Below are 19,531 nucleotides of genomic sequence, written 5' to 3'. Positions count from 1 at the left end.
GAGATGGAAATGGTGAAGAGGGTGGCCGTCCTGACAGGAGGAGGGGACTGCCCGGGACTGAACAATGCGATAAAGTGGGTGACCAACGCGGCCCTCGACGACGCTCTCGCTGAAGCGCGTGGGGAGAGGTATGAGGTCGAGGGCATAAACTACGGCTGGAGGGGCGCGATAGAGTTTGCCCTGAAGAGCGCGGACTGTAGAGACTGTATCACACCCCTAGACAAGGAATTCGTGAGGAAGATAGACAGGGACGGGGGGACGATTCTGGGCAGCAGCCGGACCAACCCCTTCAAATACAAGGAGAGCCCGAGCTCGGAGCCTGTGAATGTGTCCGAGAAGGTCCTCCGGGCACTATCTGAGAGGTACCACGCGGTGGTCGCGATAGGGGGCGAGGACACTCTGGGCGTCGCGGCCCGCCTCCATAAAATGGGTCTGAATGTGGTCGGAATTCCGAAGACAATAGACAAGGACCTCGGTGGCACGGACATCACTCTCGGATTCGATTCGGCCGTCAACTACATCAAGGAGGCGATGACTAGGCTGGTCTACACCGCCGGCTCTCACAACATGAACTTCTTCGTCGAAATCATGGGCAGGCACACGGGCCACCTTGCCTTCCACGGCGGGATGGCCGGTGGTGCCCACTTCATCCTCGTGCCGGAATGCGAGGTCGACATGGAGGCCCTCTTCGACAAGATCGTCAGGAGGAAGGAGAGCGGGAGGAGGGGGGAGAGGTACACGATTGTCGCGGTCGCCGAGGGAACGAGGCTGAGGGGCGTGGGGGAGATAAAGCAAGGAAAGAGAGACGCCTTCGGCCACACCTATCTCGGCGGGGTGGCGCTATTCCTCAGGCACAAGTTCGAGGAGTATGTGAATAAGAAATACGAAGCGAGGGAGCTGGTGCTAGGCCACCTGCAGAGGGGCGGCACACCCTCGACCTTCGACATGATTCTGGGGAGGCTGTTCGGCATAAAGGCGATTGGGCTCGTTGACGAGGGGAGATTTGGTCGGATGGCGAGCCTGAAGGACAACAGAGTGACGGACGCTCCTCTCGACGAGGCGGCGAGGACAAACTATCTCGACTGGAAGAGGTGCTACGACGAGAGGAACTTCACACCCAAGCTTATCGCGGACACGATGTATTTTAATACGACCTGAGACGACTGCTGATTCATAATGGGCCTGCGTCTCCAGACCCTGCCCCCATCTGGGCTAGAGTGCCACGATGGGGCGCAATTGCCATCCACGCTGTAGCGGGCGCGTCCATCCTAGCGGCTGCTATCTTTCCCTCCGATTTCTTCCACGGGCTCCCTGGACCGGTCTATCTCGTCTTGGGATTTATAAACTCTTTCTACGGCCCATGATCGCATTCAGCGCGCTTCTTGTTGTGCCACCCTTCTCGACCAAAACCTGAGGGCTCCTGCCCATTCTGGCCGTCACTCTGGGCCTCCTCGCCACCCTCCTCCCCTCTCTCATCGACCCGCTCGTCGACGGGACGGAGTACTACTACGAGTTCTGGTACCGGACCGACCTCCCTCCCCGGGACAAGCTCGACTTAGAGGGCATGGGACTCTACATTCAGGTCTCGCTACGGCGCTGATGATTCCCCTCGTCCGCGTTTTCGTCAATGCCGGAAGGCTGCAGGGGAGGCTGAGGGCTCCCGGACCCGGCGGCTAGGGGTCGCTCCTCCACCGCCTTCCGGAGAAAATTCCTCTGGCCGGCGCCGGTTCATGATTGTTCTTCAGTCCCCGGGCCCTTGTGTAGGCGACCAGCAGAATCGGCAGGACAAAGACTGCGAGAACAAAAGAGTAAGCGATGGTCGCCGCGGTTATCAGGCCGAACTGTTGCGTTATCGGCATGGGGGAGAGGCAGAGCACGCCGAAGCCGGCCCACGTGGTCAGGGTGCAGAGGAATATCGCGGCCCCGACGTTCACTATCGTCTCCTGCAGCGCCTCGCCCGTACTCCTATGCTTCAGCTCCTGCCTGAAGCGCTGGATGATATAGATGGTGTAGTCTATGCCGAGGCCTATGGTGAGCGCCGTCACGGTCAGGGTGAGGGCGTTGAGCGATATCGAGAAGAGGAACATCGTGCCCAGAATCCACAGCGCCGAGATTCCCACGGGCACGATGGAGAGAAGACCAAGGACGAGGTCCCTGTACATCAGCGCCAGGAAGACCGCGGCGAATGCGACCGCAACCAGCGTGGAGGAGAGCTGGCTCTCCCTGAACGCATCGAGGGTCCGGATTGTGAGAATGACTCCTCCGGTGGCGACGCCCCTTCCGGAGATGTCCGCCTGAAGCTCGGCGAGCATCCTGCGGCCCTCGGCGGTGTCCCGGACGAATGTGTAGATCCGGACCAGGGCCGCGTCGTACCCATTTTTTCCTCGGTGCACCGTTTCCTTGAGTGCGCTCCCATAGGTCTCGTTCGATGCAAGGAAATCATAGAGGGCCTCGACGTCCGCGTCGGTGCAGTTCGCCAGCGGCAGCCCGTCCGGAGAGACCCTGAATCTCGCGCAGAGGCCAGCATCAATGGAGGCAGCGCGTCGAATCACCGAGGCCACGCTATGAATCTTCGCCGTCCTGACACCGCCAACCTCTGCCCTGACGACAAAGCGGTCGTCCTCAGCAGCGGCGTGTGTGGCGTGGATGTTCCTGAGGACCTCGGTTGTGGCTACTTTCCCCTCAAAGAGCACATAGGACTGGTACATACTCGCCGCCTGAAAGTCTTCCCGAATCTCCTCCACCGCTCTCATCTCGGGCCACTGGGGCTGGACGAAGTCCTCCACACCGAACTCGGTCCTAAGGTTCATGGAGGAGAGGAGGGCGAGCGCCGAGAGGGCCACCACGAGCGTGACCACGAGCCGCGGGCGCCTCCTCACAGTCTGGGCCCCGAGCGCCATCCCGAGGCTGAAGAGGTGGACGTCGCGCAGCGTCCTCACCCTAGGGTCTCCGGCCTTCTCATCGACCAGAATCCGGGAGGCCGGATAGAATGTGACGCCAAGAAGCGCACAGGAGCCCACGCCCAGCGCGCATATCAGCCCGAACTCCCTGATGGGCTGGATGCCGGTGAAGAAGTTCGTGGAGAAGGAGGCCATTGTGGTCACCACAGCTAGGGACATCGGCGGGAAGATGCCGGCGAGCGCCGCGCACATTGCCCTTCCCGGCGGGCCGTTTCTTGAGAGCTCCTCCTGATATCTTGTAGATACATGGATAAAATAGTCCACGCCCAGACCAACGATTAGAGGAATCACAGCGATGTCTATTGCGTTGAGGGCAATTCCAAGGAGCCTTGCGGTGCCTAGCGTCCATACACCCGCCATGACCATGGAGGCGAGGGGGAGGAGGATGTAGGACAGGCCGCGGAACGAGATACCGAGCAGGGCGCTGATGATGGCCACGATCGCGATGGCGATTGGTAAGTTGTCTCGGACGGTTGCCTCGTCCACCTTCTTTGTTAAGAGGGAGGTCGAAGTCGCTTTGACGCGGACCTCACTCAGTCTGAGCGCCCGGACCCTCTCGACCGCGAGCGCCGCCGCACTCTTCCGGGCCTCTGCAGGCATGGAGCCGTTCAGGTTGGCAACGACAACTGTCTGCCGTGCCGAGGAGTTGCCGTATTTGAAACCGTCCGGAAGGAAGGCTGCGATAAGGAGCTGCAGGTCGGCAAGGTCGGTTCCGGGCGGAACTGGGAGGTTGCTCAGGTTGAGGTCCGGGTCGAGAACCTGAAGCGCAAAGTCCCTCACGGCCTCGACCTCCGCATCCGACATGTTCAGGAGGCCCCGGGAGGGGTCCCTCGACCATGAGCCATTCGAGTAGCTCCACTTCGATATCTCGTCGAAAATCCCCGCTAGGGAGAGAGTTCCGACCACGCCCTCCACGTATCCGGCATGGAGCGATACGTTCAACTCCTCCCTGAGCGCTCGCGCGGATAGGACGTTCTCCCCGGTCACGAGGAAGTACTGGGGCTCAGCCTGCCTCCCGAAGCGGGCCTCGACCCTTCTGTCAGCGCGGATGAGCTCGTCGTCCGGCAGGAACTTCTCTAGGTCAGTCTCGAACCTCATCTCTTGCAGGACCGGGACAAAGAGAACCGTCACTAGAACTGTGGCTATGACGAAGAACTCCGCCCTCCTTCTCAACGTTTGAGTGTAGGAGAATAGAAACGAAGCGACGGGCGGGGGTAGGCGGACAGTCTCGTGGCCCGAAGAGGGGGAGGTCCGCTCAGCGCCCGAGCGCCGGCCAGCCTCGCCTCTCCTCAGCCCAGACCACCGTAATTTGTTATAGGCACCGGGATACTTAGATATTACTCAGAGAGCACCAGCGCTGGGCGCTTTAATGAGGGGCCGGGGTGAGGGGTGTGGAGGGGCAAGGAGGGCTACGCAACCGGCTACACGAAAACGAGCCTCCCGCACCTCGTGCAGAGCCAATGCTCGCCCTCATCTTCGTCGAGCTCCCTCCGCGCAATGACCAGACTCCCGCAGCGGCCGCAGGCGGCGAAGCCCAAGACTCCCCCACCCACCCCGCTCATTCTAGTAACTCGAGCCATTCCGAGAACTGCTCTCGTGATATCCTCGCCGCAGAGGCTGCAGCGCACCCCGCCCTGCACCGCCAGGGGCCTCGCGAGGCTGCCGCATACGGGGCACGGGAAATTGTAAAACCGTAGGGGCCCCGCCCCACCGGAGCCGGTCACCCGTTTGGCCGCCGGGCCCCGGCCCCGTCCGCCGAGCCGGTCTACACCACCCTTTTTCTCAGCCCCATTGCCCTTCGCTGGGACCCTCGAGCGGACTCCAGGAGCTACGGGCCCGCTGGCCTCCCTCTCCCCGCTTTCCCTGCGCTCCGCGTTGCCGGTCATGGGTAAAGCCAGCTCCCTACTTCAGCCCGAGCGAGGCCGCTATCACCATCTTCTGGACCTCTGAGGTACCCTCATAGATCTCCGTTATTTTTGCGTCCCTGAAAAGCCTCTCTGCGATAGAGGATGAAGCTGTTCCAGCGGGCCCTATAATTCTAACGGCGGTTGTTGCAGCTTTCACCGCGACCTCTGCGCAAACAAGCTTCGCGATCGCAGCCTCCTTGGAATACCTGAGTGAATGGTCCTTTTCCGCCAGGTCCTTCGTGAACGCGGCCCTCAGAGCGGTCAGTCGGGCGGCTTCGAGCTCCGTCGCCACCTCTGCCACCGCGTGCTGGAGCGCCTGGGACCTCCCCTTCTCAGGGTTCCGGCGGAGGTGCTCTATTGAGGCCTCGAGCGCAGCCCGGGCTATGCCCACAGCTTGAGCGGCGATGCCGATTCTTCCGCCGTCCAGGGTCATCATGGCGATTTTGAAGCCCTCGCCCTCAGCGCCGAGCCTATCTGAGGCTGGGACGCGGCAGCCCTCGAGCAGAATCTCAGACGTTCCGGAGGCATTGATGCCCATCTTGTGCTCCAGCTGGCCGGACCGTATTCCCGGTGCCTCTTTCTGAACGGCGAAGGCGCTGATGCCCCTGTGGCCCTTTGTTTTGTCGGTCATGGCGAAGACCACAAAGGAACCCGCGTGGGAGCCGTTGGTGATGAATATCTTCGTCCCGTCGAGCACATACTCGTCCCCTTTCCTGACCGCCGTCGTCTGTTGTGCGGCGGCGTCGGTCCCTGCGCCGGGCTCGGTGAGGCAGAAGGCCCCGACCCTCTCGCCCGAGGTCAGCGGGGGTAAGAACTTGGACTTCGTCCCCTCCGAGCCGAAATGCTCTATGGGGAAGCAGACTAGGGAGTTGTTTACTGAGACGATGACGCCGGTTGAGGCACACACCCTCGAGAGCTCTTCGATCGCCAGTACATACGAGACGCAGTCCCGGCCAGCTCCACCGTATTCAGGCGCTACCATAACACCCATTAGGCCGGCCGCTCCGAGCCTCCTGAGCAGTTGGGCTGGGAACTCGGAAGTCCTGTTCCTTGAAGATGCCCCAGGCGCAAGTTCCCTCTCCGCAAACTCGCGCGCCCTATGCCTGAACTCCTCCTGCTCCGGCGTCAGCTTGAAGTCCATCCGCGGCACTCCCACGCTGAATTCGAGATGGGGCATTAAAGCTTTGGTCGCGTGGGGAGCCGCGGACCTCCATTCACTTCTCCAGTCTGCCCAGCCGCGTTCCAACGCCTCCCCAATTCGGGGCACAGGCGTGACCGATTCAGGGCGCTCAGACGGATGTCCGCCGGAGCCTGTTCTACCCCTAAGGACCGCGGCTGCGCCTTTTCCAGACAGGCCTTCCTCCCCGGATGACCACCCTGCCGCCCTTGAGGACCGTGTCAACGATGTTGACGCCAAAGTGGTAGGCGATGTGGATGTAGTTCGGGGCGTCAAGGATGACAGCATCAGCCCTCTTTCCGGGCTCAAGGCTCCCGAGTTCCGCGCCCCTGCCAATGGCGTATGCTGCGTTAATTGTGGAGGCGGTCAGGGCCTCCGAAGGCTTCATTCTCATGCAGTAGCAAGATAGTGCGATGACGAATGGCATGGACTCGGTCATACAATTGGGGTTGAGGTCCGTGGCCAGTGCAAGGGGGATGCCGAGGGAGACCATGCCCCTTGCGTCGGGGTACTCCCGGCTCATCAATGAAAGAACCGTCGCGGGAAGGAGGACGCCCACAACTCCCGCCTCCGCCATTTCCTTCAGTCCCTCTTGTGAGGACCTGAGCAAGTGGTCTGCCGAGGCGGCCCCGAGTTCCGCGGCGAGCTCAGCCCCTCCGGTCCGGGCTAGCTCGTCGGCGTGAATTCGGGGCCAGAGACCGAGTCTCTTCGCCGCCAGAAGGAGCCTCCGGCTCTGCTCGACCGTGAACACGCCCTCCTCGCAGAAGACGTCGCAGTACTCCGCGAGACGGTGCCTCGCGATCTCTGGGAGGGCCTCGCGTATGAGGTGGTCGATGTACTCATGAGGCCTCCCGCTGAACTCCGGCGGGAGGGCGTGGGCACCCATGAAGGTCGGAACGATTGTTATGGGGTGCCTCCGCCCCGCGGCCCGCAACACTCTCAGTAGGCGGAGCTCGGTGGGGACGTCCAAGCCGTAGCCCGACTTGGCCTCGATTGTGGTTGTGCCATGCAGGAGGGCCCTGTCGAGCCTCTGGAGGAGGGCGTCGAGGAGCTCCCCTTCCGTCGCCGCCCGCGTGGCCCTGACGGTGCTCATTATCCCCCCTCCCGCCTTTAGAATGTCTAGATAGCTCCTGCCCTCGAGCTTCATGATGAGATCCCCCTCCCTCGACCCAGCGAAAACGGGGTGGGTGTGGGGGTCCACGAGACCGGGAATCACTGTCTTTCCGGATGCATCCAGCGGCCTACCCCTTCTCTGACAGAAACAGGCCCTGACTTCGGATGTCGGGCCGGCGGCGACGACCCTTCCGCCCCGAATCGCGAGGGCGCCGTCTTTGATTATCCCGAGCTCCTCCATCTCCCTCCCGCGCCTAGGCCTCGCGGGGCCAGCGAGGGTCACAAGCTCGGAGGCGTTGACGATGAGCAGGTCCGCGCTCCTTCTAGGCCTCGTTACCATGCGACCTGAATTCCCCTCGCACTAGATAGTCTTTGCCCGGGCCAGTGGCGCTCCTTCGACGAGGGGCCTTTCCGACTTTCCCGGCTGGACCGCGCGAACCCCTACCGGGGCTATCGGGGGCCGGTGCCTGCCAGCCTCCCCACCTCGCCCAGCACCGTCCCGGCGAGCCCGGGGGCCGAGGCCCTCCCGCGCCTCCTCCCCTCCGCCAGCCTGCCCCTTGACGGGCAGTCCCGGATGGGGCACTCAGCGCATCTGGGGCCCAAGGGCCTGCAGAGCTCCCTACCGAAGAGTACGAATAGCTCGTTGATGTCGAGCCATTGATTTCTGGGGATGAGGCGCTCGAGCTCCCTCTCGGTTTCCTCCGGCGTTATCGTCCTGACCCAGCCGAGCCTGTTGGATATTCTGTGGACGTGCGTGTCCACGGGTATTGCGGGGATGCCGAAGGCATAGACGAGAACGCAGTTGGCGGTCTTCCGGCCCACGCCAGGGAGCTTTAGAAGCTCCTCACGGCATCGCGGAACCCAACCCCCGTGCCTCTCCACGAGCTCTCTGGCGATGCGCACGATTGTATTGGCTTTCATCCTGTAGAATCCGCAGGGCTTGATGAGACGCTCGACCTCCTCCACGGGGGCCGAGGCCAGCGAGGGGGCGTCGGGGAAGCGCTCGAAAAGCCTGCGGGAGGCGATGGCGGTGTTCTCCTCCCTCGTTCTCTGGGAGAGGACTGTCGCTATCAGGGTTTGGAAAGGGTCGGCGGGCTCCAGCCGTGCCTCAGGGTACCTGCGCCTGAGGAGCCGGAGGACCGTGGCGGGCCGCGCGCAACCTCCGTTCCTCATTCCAAACGGCCTGAGGGATATCGATTATAACAAGCTTTTCATTGCCGCCGCGAGGGAGGAGGACCACGTGTGGCAACCATTGAATATTCCGAGTGAAATTCAATATCTGCGTCAATATCTGCGGATGCGTGAGCCCGCGGCCTAAGGGACAATCCTTCGAAGCCTCCGGATCGCATCCAGCCTCTCCCTTCCATCGATCCCCCTGGCGGCCTCAAGAGCCTCCCTCAGGAGCTCCGTAGAGCGGTCCATCGCCGCCCTATCGACGGGGAAAGGCACCCCATCCTTTCCCCCCACGGCGAAGGAAAACTTCACGGGGTCTTTCCAGCTCGGAGGGGCACCATAGACCACTTCTGAAATCAGGGCGAGGGCGCGCACTGTCGCAGGGCCCACACCTCTGAGCCCGAGGAAGTCTTCATAGTTGCAGGGCCTGAACTCATACGCCTTCCTGAGGACATCCCAGTTAATTCCCCGGGGCATTCTCAACGTCACAACCCTGCCCGGGGCCCCTCCGCCAAAGTCCTCCAGAAAGGCCTGGCCAGCGCGCCTCAGCCCTACCTTAGAAGCGGTCCCCGCCACCCCAAAGGGCCGTGTGGAGTCGGGCAGGACACGCACCATGTCCTGAAGTCTCCGTGGCCCCTCAGCCACGAGGTCCAGAGTGATTTTCCTGCACTCCTCGCTCGCGGGTGCTGTTAGGTCGAGCACCTCTCCATCCCTCTTTTTTATAGCTCCTGCGATGAATTCGCCGGAGTCGCTTACAAAATCCCTCACATTCTCGGATAGCCAGTGATAGCGCCTTGCGTACCCGGAGCTCTCATCCATCCCCTGCTGGACGACGGCCCATTTCCCCTTATCGCTCACGAGCATCGTGTGATGGTATATCTGGTGACCGTCCTGGATGGCGCTGGTATCGACCTTCGCGCACATCCTGCTCGAGCGGGTGAGCCTCGCCACATCCTCCTCTCCAAACCCCCACCTCCTCCCGAGCTCCTCTAGCTCGGAGGGGAGAGCGCGCGAAAGCGCGCCCTTTCCGCCCACAACGCTGACCCCCAGCTCCTCCCTCTTGAGAGCCTCCTTCAGCGCACCCATCGTCACCGTTGTCGTCCCGGAGCTGTGCCAGTCGAAGCCAAGAACGCACGAGAAGGCCTGGAACCAGTATGGGTGGGAGATTCGCCTGAGGAGCTCATCGCACCCTTTCTCTTCTACTATCACCGCCGAGATCGCACCCGCGAGGCGGACCATACGTTTGAAAAGCCAGGGGGGAGCCCGGCCCTCGTGGAGAGGCAGCTCAGCCACGCCCGTTCGAAGCATTATCCCTCCTTCGATTTCAGAGCGTGTCGCGCCAGGCCGCCCTCGCTCCTGGGGCGGGAGGCACCGCCTCTATCGGCCTAAGGCATTTCGGGCACAGGTTTTTCTCAGCGCGCCTATCCTTGTTGAAATCGATCACGCATCGGCTGCAGAGATGGGCGCCGCAGCCGTGGTGAATCGTTGCGATGATCGAATGACAGATAGAGCAGTATGTCCTAGCTCTCCCCCCCTGCCTCTCCCCAGCTTTCTGCGCCTCCTCCCTCCTCGTCTCTCTCCTCTCGATGCTCGTCACGATGTCCCTGAGGCTGTCCGAGATTTCCTCAAGCTTGACCCCAGGTGCCTCCTCCGGGGGCCCTGCCCCACCACCTCCCTCGGTTTCCGCCGCGCCACCCTCCCCCCTCGCCCATTCTTTTCCGGCCGGACCCGTCCCCTGCACTTCGCCCACCCCCTCCCCGGGGGCGAGCTCCACGTTCCCGCTGCCCGTTGCTTCCTCTGGTGCCTCTGTTGCTGGGGGTGATGCGGGAGCCTGGGCCTGTCTCCTCCTTCCCCGTCTCGCCCTTTTTTCAGCCGCTCTGTCCGGTGCCCTTACATCGGGCGATGTTTCCAACTCGCTCTCTGGCACCTCTTCCCCGCCAGCGGGGGTCTCCACCCGCGGGGGCGGCGACAGTGGAGCACCGGTCTTAAGCCTCGCAATAACCTCCTCTACCCTCCTCGCCTCCAAGAGGGGCAGGTTGAGACCCCGCACGATACCGAACAGGTTCCGCTCCTCCTCCGGCAAATGGAGTCCGGCCCGGCTCCGCTCCTCGGTCTCAGGCCGGAGGGGAGTCTCGAGCTGCACTGGCATCGTCCGGACGCTCTCGATGAACCCGAGAACCCTCTTCGCCTGCAGAACGCTCACTCCCGGGAGGAGCCTCACGGCATCCGAGAGTCGCAAGGGCTGGTGTGGGGGGATGCGCCTGATGAGCTCGGAGGCGAGGCCCCCTAGCTCTCCCTCCTCTGCGGGGGATAGCCTTTTCAGGTCAACCTCTTCCGGGGCCTCGAGGTAGCTGAGCACTCTGTCGAGAAGCTCGAAGGGGACGCGGCAGTCCCTGAACGCCTCCTCGCGGGTTGGCATCCTTCCCGCCTTCTGTTCGAACTTGAGAATTTCCCGGGCGTATCCCTCCAGCTCCATTTTCTCCTTCATCGCGCGCGCGCTCTCCCGGAGCGAAGCAGCCTCGATCGCACCGGGTTCTATCGCGAGAGCGCGGTCGAGAAACGCTATGGCCTCATCGAACCTCTCCTTCAGGAGCGAGCACCTCGCCCTCCCCACCCAGACCGCCGCGATATCGGGCGCGAGCTCCCCCGCTCTGTTGAATGCCCTGATGGCCTCATCAATTCTCCCCAGCGCGCAGAGCACCTCGGCTCTGCCCTGGATGGCATCTACAAGCTCGGGGGCGGTCTCCAAAACGATATCGTAGGCCGCTAGTGCCTCGGCGTGTCTTCCGAGGGTGCACAGGGCTCTACCCTTCCATAGACCGATGTGTGGATTCCGGGGGTCTAGCTCCAGAGCCTTCTCGAGGTACTTCAGTGATTCCTCGGCCCGCCCGAGCGAGAGGAGGCATCTGCCCTTTCCCGCCCATCCCTGCGCTTCCCCGGGACTTGATGCTATTGCGTCTTCATAGACCTTAACCGCCTCTCGGTGTCTCCCGAGTTGCTCGAAGGCCGAGCCCTTCTTGAGGAGGAGCTGGGTGCGGCCGGGGTCCAGCTCGAGCGCGCGCTCGAGGTAGTCCAGGGCTTCGGAGTACCGCTCGAGTGCGATGAGGGCATCGGCCGCGGCCTCCAGCGCGGCCCTGTCCAATGGGTCGATCCTTAGGACTGCTTCTAAGCTCTTCAGGGCCTCTTCTCTCCTCCCCATTTCAATCAGCACGAGACCCTTTGCGATCGCCGCCGCTTTATAGGCCGGGCTGCTCTCCAGCGCTCTGTCAAAGTAGGGGAGGGCCTCGTCGCGTCTTCCGGCGCGGGCGAGAGCCCTCCCCATTTCCGTTAGCGTGGCAGGGTCCCCGGGCGAGGCCGCCAGCGCCTCCTTGAAGGTCTCGAGGGCGTCCCCGTGCCTGTTGAGAAGGGACAGTGCCACAGCTTTTCCTCTAAGAACCTCGGTGTCGTTCGGTCGAATCTCCAGAAGAAGGTCATAGGTCTCGACCCCCAGTGGGTCGAGCTCCAGCGCCTTTGCGTAGCACAGGCGCGCCTCGCCATACTCCATCAGGGCGCGCATGGCATCCCCCTTCGCCTGCCAGATTTCCGGGTCCCGCGGGGACAGCACGAGCGCCCGGTCAAGGTAGCCCGCCGCATCCTCGAACTTCTGCTCTTGAAGGAGGGCCCTACCGAGCGCCGCCCATGCGGGGGCGTGCTCGGGCGCAACCTGAACCGCGGCCTCGAGCGCACGGAAGGCCTCATCTTTGCGCCCAGCCCTCCTGAGAGCAGAAAATATCTCCAGAAAGCAATCGGAGAACGAGTTCCTGTGCTGGAGCATGATTTCTTTTTTCGTGTTTAGATACTCCAGAGCCTCGATGTAGAGCTCGGGAGCGTTGGGTCTCTTTTCCGCCTCCGCTTTTGAGGCCCTTGCCAGCAGCTCCTGGGTTTTCTCGAGGGCCTTCTGCTCTTTTTTATAATCGGGGGCGAAGAGGTCCAGGTCCATGGGCGACGCCTCCAATCCCTATCAAATCGTGCTGATATAAATTATTGGTTCCGTCCCGCTCCGCCCCCACTCGCGACAGACCCGCCGGTGGCCCGGAATATTTTCTCCGCCCACGCTCCCTGTCCGATTCCCTCGTAGAGCCCCACATGGAGCTCACGCAGCCTTCCCCTTGCAAGTTTCTCAACGGCGGGGGCGGCCCTCTCGAGAATATAGCTAGCGAGCTCCTCCGCGGTCACTTGGGGAATTTCGAGCAGTGCCACATCAACCCTCGGGAATTCGTACTCCTTCCGCCCCGCGCTCAGGCGAAGCACCCTTCCTTTCACCGTCACCCGAACTCTCCTGCTCCGCGCCGGAACGAGGACTCTATGGTCCAGGCCATCAATGATTTTCCTGAAAACGCTCTTGACTTCGAAGAAGTCGGCGATGTAGCCATCCTCACCACTTTCTCCCTCTAACCTGACATTCACGGCATAGGTATGTCCATGGAGCCGCCCGCACTTCCTATGGCCGGGAAGGAAGTGGCAGGCCGAGAACCTTAGGCCAGTCGCCCAGCCGTCTATCTCGAGCCTCATCGACCCAATAACGATTTCCGGCGTATTAATAGTATCCCGGGAATCGACCAATTATGCCCTATTTCCCTCGCTCCCGGGAGGTGGGTCAGATGCGTCTAGGGCCCGGGGCCAGATTTCACCGAGTTCCCGAGCCTTCGCCCAGTGTAGGAGCGTGGGCGAGCCAGGCCGCGCCACTAAGGAGAGAGTCCCAGGAATCTGTTCGTGGCCTCGAGATACTGCTCCCGGGGGAGGAGTTCCGCCTCGAGATGCGCTCGGAATCCCGATTCGAGCACCTCCCCGCCCGCAACCTTTTTGCCCGCGCTTCTGACGAGCTGCAGGTAAGCCTCGATTTTATCGCGGTGGCGCTCATCCTTGGAGAGGAGGAGCCCCGCCATTGTTCTCAGGACCACGGCACGCAGATTCCACTCCATCATGTCGCAAATCTCCCTGAAGGCCAGTAGCAGTGAATCGAATACTTCGAGCTCGGGGAGACCGCAGGTTGCGATGAGGACCGCCCACTGGCCCCGGGGGCCGAGCCTGCGGTGACGGGTCCGGCCGTCTGGAGAGAGCTGAACGCGAGGCTCGAGCAGGGGCATCGTTCTCTCGAGAAGCCTCTTCATTCCCTCGGAGAATGTGAAATGGTATACTGGGGTTGCGAGGATTATGGCGTCCGCATTTTGAATACCATCAAGGACACGCGCCATGTCGTCATCAATCACGCACCTCCCCCGTGTGCGGGTCCAGCAAGCGAAGCAGCCCCTGCATGGCTCGATATTGAGCTCGTAGGGGTTCAGGAGGCGCGCGACCCCCCCGCTTTCTTCAAAGCCTCTGATAAAGCTCCTGAGCACAAGTTCCGTCGCCCCCCTCCGGCCCCTAGGGCTACAAGAGAAGGCCAGCGCCCTCGGGCCCCTATGGCTGTTCGCCCTAGTCGAGTCGCCCCTCCCCTCCGCCCACACATTGCCGCCCTGCATTCCATCTCCCCGGACCCTCTCTCACACCCGCATTCTCAGCAATTCCGCCGCCGCACCCTCCACCCCCTCCCGCTACCACCGGAACTGAATTCCTTCCTCACCTTCTCACAGTGAACTCGCTGAACTCGCCCCTGAACTCCGACCACTCGACCTTCATGTCGGTCACGCGGGCCGCGCCCATGCCCTCCCCGGATCGAATCTCGGCCAAGACTCGCTGGATGACTTCTTCCTCTCCCTCGAAAACCGCCTCCACGGAGCCGTCGGGGAGATTGCGGACCCACCCGCTCAGGCCGGCGGCCGTAGCTTTGTCTCGGGTGTTGGCCCTGAACCACACGCCCTGGACTCGGCCTCTGAAAACCACCGACGCCCTCCTCTTCGTCGCTAGCCCCCCGGACCCGGGAAATCAACACCCCCGGTGCATGCTCCCCAATCTGCCTCTATATGATATATATTTTCACAGGATAAAAGAACTCCATAGGTTTATACACCCCTCGGCGGTTTTCGGGGAGCGTGAGGCTCGCGGGGCTTTTCTCGGGGGGGAAGGACTCGACCTTGTCCATCCATCTCGCAGGTGAGGAGGGGCACGAGGTCTCCGCTCTGGTCACTCTAGCCTCGAAAAACCCGGAATCCTATATGTTTCATGTCGCCAACATCCATCTTGCGCCGCTCCAGGCGGAGGCGATGGGTCTCCCCATCATCTACCGTGAGACCGAGGGCGAGAGGGAGGCGGAGCTCGGGGACTTGAGGGAAGCGCTGAGAGAGGCCGTTGAGAGGTACAGAATCGAGGGCGTGCTCAGCGGGGCCGTGGCCTCCAGCTACCAGAAGAGGAGGATAGACAGGATATCCAGCGAGCTTGGATTAGCGAGCTTGAGCCCGCTCTGGGGGAGTGAAGCTCGAGAGCTTCTGGCTGAGATGGTTCGGCGGAAGTTCAAAGTTATTGTGAGCGCCGTGGCCGCGGAGGGTCTCGGCCCGGGATGGCTGGGAAGGCAACTCGACGTGTCTGCAATTGAGGAGCTGGGGGAGTTGAGCGAGAGGCACCGGTTCTCACTCGCCGGCGAGGGCGGGGAGTTCGAGACGCTCGTTCTCGACGCCCCGATGTTTAAAAAACGGCTCGAGATTCTGGAAGCCGAGATTCTTTGGAGCGGAGGAAGCGGGGTATATTTTATAAAGAAATCCAGATTGGTGGACAAATAAAGGGACATTGAATCATTACCGGGGAAAAAGGCTTCGCTCGATGTTGGGAAGAGATTGGGAAGAGATTCATCCGGTTCAGAACCGGAGACTAGGAGTCGCGCGACTCTGCGAAATAGAGTTTCTGCACCATTTATTTTCCCTCCCGCGCATTGAAGATGAGAGGCGAGTGTAGGGGCATCCCAGAGACGAGGAACCGCCGGGAGGACGCGAGGCTTCTCGAAGGAATTGGGGACATCGACAGTTGCCTAGAGAGAGTTTCAACAGAAGCGGGGGCGTAGGCCTACCTCTTTTGAGTCATCGGAATGCTCATGGGTGGAGGAATCTCTCTCCTCATCCATATCTTTTTTAAATCCCCCTCGGAGTGAGCGCTGCATGCAGCCTTCTGAACAATCATTACCCTTCTTATATTCATAAAAATCATTCAAGCAGCCCAGGCCTCTATGACACTGTCACTGGCGCGCATGCCCCCTGAACACCGGAGCAAACTTGAGGTTCTCTTCAAGAACCTTGAAAAGAGTACACTCCTTGGATGGATTGTCTCATCCATTTTGGCCATCGCTCTGATTTACTTCATCCATGCCCTCACACCATTGTTCGGAATTCCCCCCGGTATTCAGCTTGCTGTGGGCCTGGGCGATCTCCTAATGTCAATATCCGGCCTTGATGGCTCCAGAAAGCAAAGAGCGACGGGAGGGGCTATGCTCCTAACCCTTCCCTCCACCCTACTCTGTGAATACTTTCTCCCCCTCTCAGGCTTCGTAATATTTTCTTCAGTGGCCTTCCTATCATATATCTGGGCATGGCGGAGCTTAAGGAGACGCCTTAAAATGAAAGGGTGCGATGGATGAACGACAGAGCCATTCATGAGCTCTTGAGCGGGAAGCGAGTGGTCTCGCATCCCGGAAGGCTTGTTATAATGCTGACGCTGACGAGGCATGGAGCTCTCAAGATGTCGGAGCTCGAGCGGATGCTCCCGCTCACGTTCGGGAGTCTCCAGCGACCTTTACAGTAGACCATCCAAGTACTCTTGGGCATCTGCTTCAAAGCGCGAGAGAGGAGCCGGCCGGGGTCCATGAGGCTCTCCTCGTCTCGGGAGATGGGGGAGTTGATTGCGCGAGAAACTATTTCCGATAGAGATATGATGAATAGTGTGCTTCTCAGGGCGACCCTCCAGACCATCCAGGAAATCATGGAGAAAGAGGGGACAGATAAGGATGAGACAAAAGTGATTCAATCGGAGACGAGGCGTTTGCTGTTGGTTAGAGGGGGGTATGTGCTTGTTTTTGCAGTTGGCGCTGGTGAGTTGGACTTGTGGAAGCGCAGGGGCAAAGAGCTCGTAGCTTTCGTGGAGAAGAGATATTCTCGAGCGATAATGAATGGGGACCGTAGTCGGCATCTATGCGGTGAGCTGAGGCTCGCTCTCCGCAGGATGATGTGCCCGTCCGGAACCACCGGGCCCCCGTAAAAAGAGACACATCAATTCTTGGCGGGCTCGGACCAAAGAAGCCTCCATAATGATTATTTATCACCATACTAATATCGCAATGCCAGGAGCCGGTGGGCGACCGACGGTGCCCGAGAGGGCGCTGAGGAAAGTCCCCCCTCCACAGGGCGAGGCGGTCCGGCGCAAGCCGGAGGGGCGAGAGTCCCGGTTAACGCGCAGAAACGACACAGCCGCGCGGGAGCGATGATGCGGCCGCCGCGGAGTCGAGATCGCGCGGAATTGATGAAACGGCCTTCCCTGCCGGAGCAAGCCCGAAAGGACGGGATGAGCTGCCCGTGACCGTCGAGTGGGGCGCTCAGTCGAATGTCGCCAGAACAGAAGGGGGCTTACGGCCGGCACCTGGCCAATTTTCTTATCTGTGCTATTGGTGCAAAGAAAATTGGAATAAGAAGGCTTCGCGGGCGGGCAGCACGGGCCTGTGCTGCCCGGAAGCTTGGTGCCATGCCACCTCGCCTGCTGTGCCCGACGCTCCCCAGTGCGATTGGGGCAAACGGTCGGGCACATGATCCGGAAAGCTCCCTTAAAGAGACGTCCTACAGTCCCTCGTCCCGAATTCTCCACGCCCACCGCCTCAGCAGGGAACCGTCCTTCCTGTACCGAGCGTAATGCTCCAGCCCCGAGGCCACGGCGTGCGGGAGCTCACTCGACCTGTCCTCGCCGAGGCGGGCCCAGTACCTCAGCGTAAAATATCTGGCCGCATCGAAGAGCGGGGTCGTGAACCGCTCTCCGGAGGCGAGGATGTGGGCACAGAGCTGCCCCACGTCTTCGAGGGGGTCCCCCTCTCTCGCCTCCTCAAAGTCGATTCCATAAATCACCTTTCCAGAGCAGATGAAGTTCTTCAGAATGGCGTCCCCCCTCCTCAGCTCGCATCTGAAGGCGCGGTGGAACCTGGCCAGCCAGGCCGCGACACCGTCCAGAACGGGCGCGACTTGGCTCCTTTCCACCTCAAATGACTCCGCACCCCTCCCGCGAGAGTCCGCTCCACCCGCACTCCGCAGGCGGCTGAGGAAGACTTCGAACGCCGGCATACCCGAGAGCCAGCTCATGATGACCACCCCGTCCCTCAAGACGATGGGGCGAGGCGTGCGCAACCGGTGTTCACTGCACAAGCCCAGAACCCTGTACTCCGTTGCAGCCCTTCCTCCGGAGCCAGGGCCGAAGACCTTGGCAGCGCAGGTCTTTCCGCTCCACTTCACTTTTAAAACGAGGTTCTTCCTGCTCGGGAGGGGCGGAGCGATGACACAGCCCTCTAGCCATGGGGGAAGATGCCCGGCCATGAAAATGAGAGGAGCGGGCGGTTCTTTATTATTTTCGCTCGTAACCCACCTACAAACGGCCCCCCGTTCAAACATAGGGAGAGATAGCAAAATTATTATAATGTCGCAATATTAATCCATCGTCTGGTTCCCCTCCAAGGACAGGGGGCTGAACGGCTTGACAATGAAAAGGAGTTCAAATCCAGGAGTTCGGAAAGTGGTGATGGTCTGGTTGCTTGCCGTATTAATGCTCATCAGTTCCCTGCACACCCCAGCCGCGGCGGCTCTTGAAGATGGGGGCAACGGGCCGAGCGAGAGGTACGCCTCCTGGTGGGACTATGGCTGGCTGTATAGACTACCCATCACAATCGACAACACAAACAATGCCGAGACCCTGAAAGACTTCCAAATTTTTATTAAACTCGACACACAGGCGCTGGTCACCGCCGGAAAGATGAGGGTGGACCGTGGCGACTTGAGGTTCGCTGACCAGGAAGGCAAGAAGCAGCTCGCTTACTATATGGAGAACGAGAGCTGCTTCTGGGTCCGCGTGCCCAGCATACCCTCTCGCTCGAGCGCGATTATTTATGCGTACTATGGAAACGCCTCCGCAACATCAGTCTCTAGCGGGGAGGCAACATTTGAGTTCTTCGACGATTTCGAGGCCTACAACGACGGAACCAACATTCCCAACTGGCAGGAGATATCAGGCGATTGGATTCTGACCACTCCACCGAGCAAGAGCCGGGCGGTTCGGCTGGACGATACGGGGAGTTCTGCCGCGCTCATCAGGAGTGCCTCTTATAGCGGCGCGAGAATCGTGGAGGCGGACATTGCGGACGAGGTTTCCGGGAACAACCCCCACCCCGGGATAATTGTCGGCTATCAGGACGCCAGCAACTACAACGCGATCTACTGGAGGAGCACCACCGCAGAGCTCGTTAGGTGGCAGGTCAGCGGGGGGACGGAGAGGGGAATTGTAATATCAACAGGCCTGAGCGGGGGCGTTTTGAACACTTATCACAGAATGCGCGCAACCATTGACGCGTCCGGAAACGTGGTCAATATTAATTTCCTGAGCTACAATGCCAACCCTGGATTCTCGGTCCAAACCACAGGAGTGGGTCTCTGGCAGCACCGGAATAACGATGAGGTCGGGTGGTGCGACAACTTCAGGGTCAGGAAGTACACACCCGTGGAGCCGGCAGTGAGAATCGGGCAGGAGGAGCGCTCGGTGAGATTCACAAGCTTCTCGGTGACCCCATCGCTGCTCAACGAGGGGGACTGGATCGAAATAAACGCAACATTCGAGAACCCTGCGCTCGATGAAATTAAGATACGGGTCTCTCTACACGATGGAGAGAGCTTCGAGAGCTCGCGAGAGATATGCGCAACGGAGCTCCCTCTGGCCCCGCAGGCCGAGACTGAGGTTAACTTCAAATGGATTCCCGATGGCGGGAGCCACACCGTCTGGCTGGCGCTCATGGGCACACCGCTCGCCTCAAGGACGCTCTACGTGAACCGCTACCCGGTCCTGAGCCCGATAATGGACCAGGTCGCAAGCCAGGGAAAGAACTTCAAGCTGCTCATCTTCGCAGAGGACGCTGACGGCGACAGGCTCAACTGGACCGAGGACTGCCCGCTGTTTGACATTACGCCGCGTGGCGACCAGAGCGCCGAAATCAACTTCACACCGACAAATGACGACATCGGGAACTACACCGTCAACATCACAGTCTCCGACCC

Annotated in this window: 18 protein-coding genes and 1 other RNA gene; 7 read left to right on the top strand and 12 right to left on the bottom strand. The window is 60.9% G+C overall.

The genetic code is table 11. The annotated features are described in order from the left end of the window. The first annotated feature begins 9 nt into the window (after positions 1-9). The gene (locus QW379_06345) at positions 10-1,158 is read left to right on the top strand and encodes an ATP-dependent 6-phosphofructokinase (GenBank protein MEM2870021.1); all 1,149 of its coding nucleotides are present in this window, start codon (positions 10-12) and stop codon (positions 1,156-1,158) included. Between the two features lie 515 nt (positions 1,159-1,673). Here the strand turns inward: QW379_06345 and QW379_06340 are convergent. From QW379_06340 to QW379_06295, 10 genes are all read right to left on the bottom strand, one after another. Next, a complete protein-coding gene (locus tag QW379_06340) occupies positions 1,674-4,133 on the bottom strand; it encodes an MMPL family transporter (protein ID MEM2870020.1) in 2,460 nt (819 codons plus the stop codon). Between the two features lie 248 nt (positions 4,134-4,381). Continuing rightward, a complete protein-coding gene (locus QW379_06335; GenBank protein MEM2870019.1) occupies positions 4,382-4,846 on the bottom strand; it encodes a hypothetical protein in 465 nt (154 codons plus the stop codon). 16 nt (positions 4,847-4,862) lie between these two features. Continuing rightward, positions 4,863-6,008: an acyl-CoA dehydrogenase family protein gene (locus tag QW379_06330; GenBank protein ID MEM2870018.1), complete on the bottom strand. Its 1,146-nt coding sequence runs from the start codon at positions 6,006-6,008 to the stop codon at positions 4,863-4,865. Between the two features lie 181 nt (positions 6,009-6,189). Next, complete coding sequence (gene hutI, locus QW379_06325) at positions 6,190-7,497, bottom strand: imidazolonepropionase (protein ID MEM2870017.1); 1,308 nt, start codon at positions 7,495-7,497, stop codon at positions 6,190-6,192. Positions 7,498-7,607: 110 nt separating this feature from the next. Continuing rightward, positions 7,608-8,330, bottom strand: a complete 723-nt coding sequence (nth, locus tag QW379_06320; GenBank protein ID MEM2870016.1) for an endonuclease III — start codon at positions 8,328-8,330, stop codon at positions 7,608-7,610. A gap of 141 nt (positions 8,331-8,471) precedes the next feature. Continuing rightward, positions 8,472-9,638 (bottom strand): DUF763 domain-containing protein, encoded by a 1,167-nt coding sequence (locus QW379_06315; protein MEM2870015.1) that lies wholly within the window; start codon positions 9,636-9,638, stop codon positions 8,472-8,474. Between the two features lie 16 nt (positions 9,639-9,654). Then, positions 9,655-12,324, bottom strand: a complete 2,670-nt coding sequence (locus QW379_06310; protein ID MEM2870014.1) for a tetratricopeptide repeat protein — start codon at positions 12,322-12,324, stop codon at positions 9,655-9,657. Positions 12,325-12,350: 26 nt separating this feature from the next. Next, a complete protein-coding gene (locus tag QW379_06305) occupies positions 12,351-12,881 on the bottom strand; it encodes a 6-pyruvoyl tetrahydropterin synthase family protein (protein ID MEM2870013.1) in 531 nt (176 codons plus the stop codon). Positions 12,882-13,054: 173 nt separating this feature from the next. Next, positions 13,055-13,831 (bottom strand): flavodoxin family protein, encoded by a 777-nt coding sequence (locus QW379_06300; GenBank protein MEM2870012.1) that lies wholly within the window; start codon positions 13,829-13,831, stop codon positions 13,055-13,057. A gap of 97 nt (positions 13,832-13,928) precedes the next feature. Further along, the gene (locus QW379_06295) at positions 13,929-14,192 is read right to left on the bottom strand and encodes an acylphosphatase (GenBank protein ID MEM2870011.1); all 264 of its coding nucleotides are present in this window, start codon (positions 14,190-14,192) and stop codon (positions 13,929-13,931) included. A 149-nt stretch (positions 14,193-14,341) separates the two neighbouring features. Between QW379_06295 and QW379_06290 the strand changes: the two genes are divergently transcribed. The 3 genes from QW379_06290 (at position 14,342) to QW379_06280 (ending at position 15,873) form a co-directional block, all read left to right on the top strand. Next, a complete protein-coding gene (locus QW379_06290) occupies positions 14,342-15,025 on the top strand; it encodes a TIGR00289 family protein (protein ID MEM2870010.1) in 684 nt (227 codons plus the stop codon). A gap of 155 nt (positions 15,026-15,180) precedes the next feature. After that, positions 15,181-15,303, top strand: coding sequence for a hypothetical protein (locus QW379_06285; protein MEM2870009.1), 123 nt, complete (start codon positions 15,181-15,183; stop codon positions 15,301-15,303). Between the two features lie 162 nt (positions 15,304-15,465). Further along, positions 15,466-15,873 (top strand): hypothetical protein, encoded by a 408-nt coding sequence (locus tag QW379_06280; GenBank protein ID MEM2870008.1) that lies wholly within the window; start codon positions 15,466-15,468, stop codon positions 15,871-15,873. Positions 15,874-15,886: 13 nt separating this feature from the next. On the opposite strand, the gene QW379_06275 is transcribed toward QW379_06280, so the two are convergent. Then, the gene (locus QW379_06275; protein ID MEM2870007.1) at positions 15,887-16,099 is read right to left on the bottom strand and encodes a hypothetical protein; all 213 of its coding nucleotides are present in this window, start codon (positions 16,097-16,099) and stop codon (positions 15,887-15,889) included. A 64-nt stretch (positions 16,100-16,163) separates the two neighbouring features. Between QW379_06275 and QW379_06270 the strand changes: the two genes are divergently transcribed. Together QW379_06270 and rnpB are read left to right on the top strand one after the other, a co-directional pair. Continuing rightward, positions 16,164-16,490, top strand: coding sequence for a hypothetical protein (locus tag QW379_06270; GenBank protein ID MEM2870006.1), 327 nt, complete (start codon positions 16,164-16,166; stop codon positions 16,488-16,490). Positions 16,491-16,574: 84 nt separating this feature from the next. Further along, positions 16,575-16,870: RNase P RNA component (gene rnpB, locus QW379_06265), an RNA gene on the top strand. 192 nt (positions 16,871-17,062) lie between these two features. Here rnpB and QW379_06260 read toward each other — a convergent pair. Beyond that, positions 17,063-17,806, bottom strand: a complete 744-nt coding sequence (locus tag QW379_06260) for a hypothetical protein (protein MEM2870005.1) — start codon at positions 17,804-17,806, stop codon at positions 17,063-17,065. Positions 17,807-18,008: 202 nt separating this feature from the next. Between QW379_06260 and QW379_06255 the strand changes: the two genes are divergently transcribed. Further along, the coding region (locus QW379_06255; protein ID MEM2870004.1) for a DUF2341 domain-containing protein at positions 18,009-19,531 on the top strand (1,523 nt) is incomplete at its 3' end.

Source organism: Thermoplasmata archaeon (assembly GCA_038851035.1).
Classification (GTDB): domain Archaea; phylum Thermoplasmatota; class DTKX01; order VGTL01; family VGTL01; genus JAWCLH01.
Note: the sequence above shows the minus strand (reverse complement) of the source record. Positions and strands in the feature narration are given on the sequence as shown.